This is a genomic window from Acinetobacter sp. B51(2017) (assembly GCF_003711395.1).
In the GTDB taxonomy this organism is placed as follows: Bacteria; Pseudomonadota; Gammaproteobacteria; order Pseudomonadales; family Moraxellaceae; genus Acinetobacter.
The window spans coordinates 1-5,017 of sequence record NZ_PJRJ01000064.1 but is presented as its reverse complement, the minus strand read 5'-3'; the positions used below and the strand labels follow the sequence as shown (position 1 = coordinate 5,017).

At 39.1% G+C, this 5,017-nt stretch carries 7 protein-coding genes and 1 pseudogene; 4 read left to right on the top strand and 4 right to left on the bottom strand.

Translation table 11 applies throughout. The features are described 5' to 3' along the window. Nucleotides 1-154, top strand: a pseudogene (locus CYK47_RS14960) (IS5-like element ISAba27 family transposase); the annotation flags it as partial. 85 nt (nucleotides 155-239) lie between these two features. Here the strand turns inward: CYK47_RS14960 and pyrE are convergent. Then, a complete protein-coding gene (pyrE, locus tag CYK47_RS14955) occupies nucleotides 240-890 on the bottom strand; it encodes an orotate phosphoribosyltransferase (protein WP_122902571.1) in 651 nt (216 codons plus the stop codon). A gap of 39 nt (nucleotides 891-929) precedes the next feature. On the opposite strand from pyrE, the gene CYK47_RS14950 reads away from it, so the two are divergent. Next, the gene (locus tag CYK47_RS14950; protein WP_122902570.1) at nucleotides 930-1,748 is read left to right on the top strand and encodes an exodeoxyribonuclease III; all 819 of its coding nucleotides are present in this window, start codon (nucleotides 930-932) and stop codon (nucleotides 1,746-1,748) included. 387 nt (nucleotides 1,749-2,135) lie between these two features. After that, complete coding sequence (locus tag CYK47_RS14945; RefSeq protein ID WP_122902569.1) at nucleotides 2,136-2,483, top strand: Spx/MgsR family RNA polymerase-binding regulatory protein; 348 nt, start codon at nucleotides 2,136-2,138, stop codon at nucleotides 2,481-2,483. 61 nt (nucleotides 2,484-2,544) lie between these two features. On the opposite strand, the gene CYK47_RS14940 is transcribed toward CYK47_RS14945, so the two are convergent. Continuing rightward, entirely contained in the window at nucleotides 2,545-2,976 is a 432-nt protein-coding gene (locus CYK47_RS14940) for a DUF2147 domain-containing protein (RefSeq protein WP_122902568.1), read from the bottom strand. A gap of 150 nt (nucleotides 2,977-3,126) precedes the next feature. Here CYK47_RS14940 and CYK47_RS14935 point away from each other — a divergent pair, with 150 nt between their 5' ends. Next, a complete protein-coding gene (locus CYK47_RS14935; RefSeq protein WP_122902567.1) occupies nucleotides 3,127-4,038 on the top strand; it encodes an alpha/beta hydrolase in 912 nt (303 codons plus the stop codon). Nucleotides 4,039-4,072: 34 nt separating this feature from the next. Here CYK47_RS14935 and CYK47_RS14930 read toward each other — a convergent pair whose 3' ends face one another. Further along, entirely contained in the window at nucleotides 4,073-4,639 is a 567-nt protein-coding gene (locus CYK47_RS14930; RefSeq protein WP_122902566.1) for an FMN-dependent NADH-azoreductase, read from the bottom strand. Nucleotides 4,640-4,823: 184 nt separating this feature from the next. Next, nucleotides 4,824-5,017 (bottom strand): transposase domain-containing protein (locus CYK47_RS14925; protein ID WP_164709117.1); only part of this gene is annotated, 194 nt, incomplete at its 5' end.

The following is a 5,017-nucleotide window of genomic DNA, read 5'->3' as shown; positions in this document are numbered from 1 at the left end:
ACTGATTGGAAAAATACGAGTTGTGATCGAACACATCAATAGTCAATTGAAAACATTTAGAATATTAAGTGAACGCTATCGAAATAGACGGAAAAGATTCGGTTTACGCATTAACTTAATTGCTGCACTGGTAAACCGAATAAACTTGCAATAACCACTTTCGCAAGAGGTCTAATAAGTAAAAATAAAGCCCTATCATGGATAGAGCTTTAGTAAAAATCAACATCTTGTATTAAATTTTAGATACCATATTTAACGCGGTATTCTTCCATTTTCGCTAAAGCCTCTTTATCGCCTTTCGCATCTAAGTAATCCATTAAATCTTTCATCGTAATTAAAGCATGTACTGGAATTTCTAATTCTTTTTGCACTTCTTGAATCGCAGATAACTCGCCTTGACCTTTTTCTTGACGGTCTAGCGCAACTAAAACACCGGCAATTTGTGCACCTGCATTTTTCAAAATAGTCACAACTTCACGAATCGCAGTACCTGCAGTGATCACATCATCAATGATCAAGACTTTTTTACCTTCAACTGATGCACCCACAAGTACACCACCTTCACCGTGATCTTTGGCTTCTTTACGGTTAAAGCCCCAAGGCACACTTACGCCATGGTTTTGTGATAATGCCACAGCAGTCGCTGCTACAAATGGAATACCTTTATATGCAGGGCCAAAAATCACTTCTACGTTATCGCATTCGGTGAGTTTTGCTGCATAGCCTGATGCCAAACCTGTTAATGCTTCACCGTCATTTAATAAACCTGCATTAAAAAAATAAGGGCTCACACGACCCGATTTTAAAGTAAACTCACCAAATTTAAGCACACCGCGTGATAATGCGAGTTCGATAAAAGCTTGTGGGTTAAATGCCGCTTGCGTTGTCATGAGGTGCTCCATTTTTTAAGTTTGAGGTTAAACCTAAGCATGATACCAAAGAGTAGCTATCCAAGTGATCAAAAAATTTTACGTGTGGTGTCAATTAACGTAAATGGATTACGTTCTGCTGAGAAAAAAGGGATTTTTGACTGGATGGCAACTTCAGATGCCGATGTCATCTGCATGCAAGAATCACGCATTACCCATGAACAATGGACGGATAAATTTAAACCCGAAGGCTGGTACACACATTTATTCCCTGCGCAACGTCCAGGTTATGCAGGTACAGCGATTTATAGCCGTTTGCCTTTTGTATCTGTGACCGATGGTTTAGGTTTTGAGTTAGCAGATTCACAAGGGCGTTTTATTTCGGCAGAATTTGATTTAGGTTTAGGTAAAACTGTACATATTTGTTCTCTTTATTTACCTTCAGGTTCATCAGGTGAAGAAGCTCAAGCACGCAAAGATCACTTTTTAGATGAATACAAAAAAATCCTTAAACAATGGCGTGATGAAAATAAATCGGTGATTGTGTGTGGTGATTACAACATCGTACATAAACGCATTGATATTAAAAACTGGTCAGGTAACCAAAAAGCTTCAGGCTGTCTACCACATGAACGTGCATGGTTGGATCATATTTATGATGAATTAGGTTATGTCGATACGTTCCGTGAAGTGGTGAAAGAAGCCGACGTCTATTCATGGTGGTCAAATCGTGGGCAAGCGCGTGCTAAAAATGTCGGTTGGCGCATTGATTACCAAGCTTGCTCCCCAGATTGGAAAGAACGTACTATCAATGCTTGGGTCTATAAAGAAACATGGTTTAGTGACCATGCGCCTGTCATTATTGATTACAAACTGTAAAACTCAGTAAACACTTGTTTACTTAAATAGCGTCTATTTCCTACATCGTCTGTCGCCTTTATTGCTTTTTTCATAAGCTTATTCAAGGCATTATGTCGCCACAGCACAGGGAACCGGTCAGGATGACCACACATGGATTGGATGCTGTAGGATGAAATAAACAAGTATTTTAACAGTGCTTGTTGCAAGGATTAACAACGGACGTTGGAATGAGACCCGCATAATCAGGATGATTAGATGCGGGTTTTCTACATCTAAAGTATAGATTTTTTAATTTTTCGCCCTAATTGCTACATTACTCTCGCAATATGACGATGACATGACCAAATAATTAAAATTTGAGGTCGAATCATTTAAGCTAGGCTCAACTAGCTTGAGAGATATGTGATGTTAAAAATTTACGGCATTAAAAATTGTAGCTCAATGAAAAAAGCCTTCGACTTACTAAACGAGTTAGGTTTGGCCTACCAATTTTATGATTATAAAAAGCAAGCACCTGAACGTGAAACGATCAAAGCTTGGTTAGATGCCAAAGGTCAGGATGTGATCTTAAACAAAAAAGGCACCACATGGCGTAAATTGTCCGAACAAGAGCAGCAACACGCATTAAGTTCAGAAGACAATCTAATTGAAACCCTCATCACGCATACAAGTTTAATTAAACGTCCAGTGCTTGCCACTCAACAGGGCTACATTGTCGGTTTTGATGAAGCCGCGTATCGTGAATTGGTTTAAATGCCTAACAAAAAGCCTGCATTATGCAGGCTTTTTTAAATCTAACTAAACTTAGCAGTTATTACTTCACCCGTTGCCATGTTTGGGTACGACCCAGTGCCGAAACACCCAAAAAGCCGCGCATATCTAGTGTATTACCATTTAAGCTGGCTTTTAATTTATAAGTTCTACCTGAGTTTGGATCAATAATAGACCCGCCATCGTATTTGTTCTGACCTACATTTTTTAGACCATGCACAATCGTCAAGCCTTTTAAAGATTTGTTTTTGTACTGTCCTTCGCATTTACTACAGGCATTTTCTTCACCTGGGGTTAAAACTTGTTGAATTGTGGCAGATAAAGTGCCATTTTTTTGCTCAGTAAACTTAACCAACGCTTTGGCAGCTTTGGTTTTATCATCAATTGTTTTCCATACAGTTCCATTAAGTGGATCTGCTGCACTGGCTAAAGTCGCGACAGCAAATAATCCTAATGCGACACATAATTTTTTCATTGTTATAGCTTTCCTTAGATCGAGCCGACAAATGTAGTATTCAAAATCGGCAACAAATTTGCAATTTTTCAATGTGACTATTTAGTGTAAGCTTGTAAAAGTCGTTGTGAAACATACAACTAAAAGTATATTAAAATAAACAGGACTATGATGAAAATTGATCCACTTTTTAAACAACTTGCTACTGAAAAGCTACTTAAAACCACCATCCGTGCGCCAAGTCGATTAAATTTACCCCCGAATAGCTTACGTTTTGCTTTAGAACAAATGAGTCGCGTCTTTCCTAAAAGCGATCAAGTCAGCATTCGTGAATTAAAATTAACAGGTTTAAAAGTCGAAGAAATTAAAGCGCAAGATGAAGCGACGCAACTCATTTTATATATTCATGGCGGTGCATTTTTTGTTGGATCACTCACTACGCATCGTGCCTATCTCACCCAAATGGCGGCACGCACCCAAATGCAAGTGCTGCATGTGCAATATCCTTTAGCACCTGAATACCAATTTCCAGATGCAATTGAAGCCTTATTACGTCTATATAAAGACTTATTAAGCCAAGATATTCAAAGTAAAGATATTATTTTAGCGGGTGATTGTTCGGGCACAAATTTAGCGTTAGCTCTCGCGCTACGCATCCGTGAAGAGAAATTAGCCCAAGTCAGTGGTTTAATGTTAGCTTCACCGTTTTTAGATTTAACCTTAACCAGTGAATCTATTCGTTATAACGCCAAGCTAGATGCCATGCTCAGTCCTAAAGCACTTAAAACTGGGATTGAATATTATGTACCGCGTGGTTATGAACATGGTGATGCCAAGATTTCACCCTTATTTGCAGATTTAAGCGGCTTACCTCCGCTGTTTATTCAAGTGGGTTCTAAAGCTTTATTATTAGATGATGCTAAACGCTTACATCAACGTGCTGAAGCAGCTGGCGTCCAAAGCAGCTTAAAAATTTATACTGGAATGTGGCATAACTTCCAACTGTTTCATGCTTGGTTTGATGAAGGTCAACAAGCCTTAGCTGACCTCGCGGAATTTGCTCATAGTGTCGATCTAGATTAAAAAAAGGTCAGTGTTAACTGACCTTTTTAACAACTTAGATTTGAGTGATTTTTGCCAATGCGACATTAATCGCTTGCGTCTTAATGTCTTCGCCCATATTCACACCTTCAGCGCGAATGACCTGTACATCTGTCACGCCAGTAAAATTAAATACGGCTTTGAGTAAACCTTCTTGGAAATCCATAGGACTGTTATCGCCATAAACACCGCCACGGCTACTTAAGATATAAGCAGTTTTATTACCTGCTAAACCTACTGGGCCATTTTCGGTGTATTTAAAGGTACGACCTGCCACACTAATGCGGTCAATCCATGCTTTTAAATTTGACGATAAACCAAAGTTATACATAGAAGCGCCTATCACCACGATATCGGCTGCCAAATATTGATTAAGTAGTTTTTCACCTAAAGCTGTTTGTTCGGCGTCCTGACCCATTAAAATTGCGCCAGTTAAATGCGGAATATTCACTGTGTTTAGATCAAGATACTCAATCTCTAAAGCACTATGTTTTGTTTTTAATTGCTCAATGAGCGCTTGGCTAAGCTGACGTGAAACTGATGCATCACCTAAAATACTTGAATCAATATGTAAAACTTTCATGGCTAACCTTAAGACTATCTTTATACAATGCAGTGATTATAACGTCCTATAAACATCAGTTAACTAGCAGTAATAACACACTACGTTTTAAATTTAGAACAAACTCAATATCGGCTCAAATAGCTTTTGAGTTCGAATTGCTCCAACACATCCGTAAGCATCCGCTGAACCCCATACCTATTTTTTAATTTTGGTCGGGTTGCCACCGGTGTGGCAGTAATTCTTCAATTTGGGTCACTTTGTGTGTCGGCAGCCTTTTCAGCACATCACTTAAATAGGCATACGGATCCAGCCCATTGAGCTTTGCTGACTGGATTAAAGTCATGATATTGGCAGCTCGTTGGCCACTGCGCAGCGAGCCAGCAAACAGCCAGTTCT

Bases quoted from the DNA above. Each gene is read 5' to 3' on its own strand.
- CYK47_RS14945 (WP_122902569.1), top strand. From the start codon at position 2,136: ATGTTAAAAATTTACGGCATTAAAAATTGTAGCTCAATGAAAAAAGCC.
- CYK47_RS14950 (WP_122902570.1), top strand. From the start codon at position 930: ATGATACCAAAGAGTAGCTATCCAAGTGATCAAAAAATTTTACGTGTG.
- CYK47_RS14930 (WP_122902566.1), bottom strand. From the start codon at position 4,639: ATGAAAGTTTTACATATTGATTCAAGTATTTTAGGTGATGCATCAGTT.
- CYK47_RS14940 (WP_122902568.1), bottom strand. From the start codon at position 2,976: ATGAAAAAATTATGTGTCGCATTAGGATTATTTGCTGTCGCGACTTTA.
- pyrE (WP_122902571.1), bottom strand. From the start codon at position 890: ATGACAACGCAAGCGGCATTTAACCCACAAGCTTTTATCGAACTCGCA.
- CYK47_RS14935 (WP_122902567.1), top strand. From the start codon at position 3,127: ATGAAAATTGATCCACTTTTTAAACAACTTGCTACTGAAAAGCTACTT.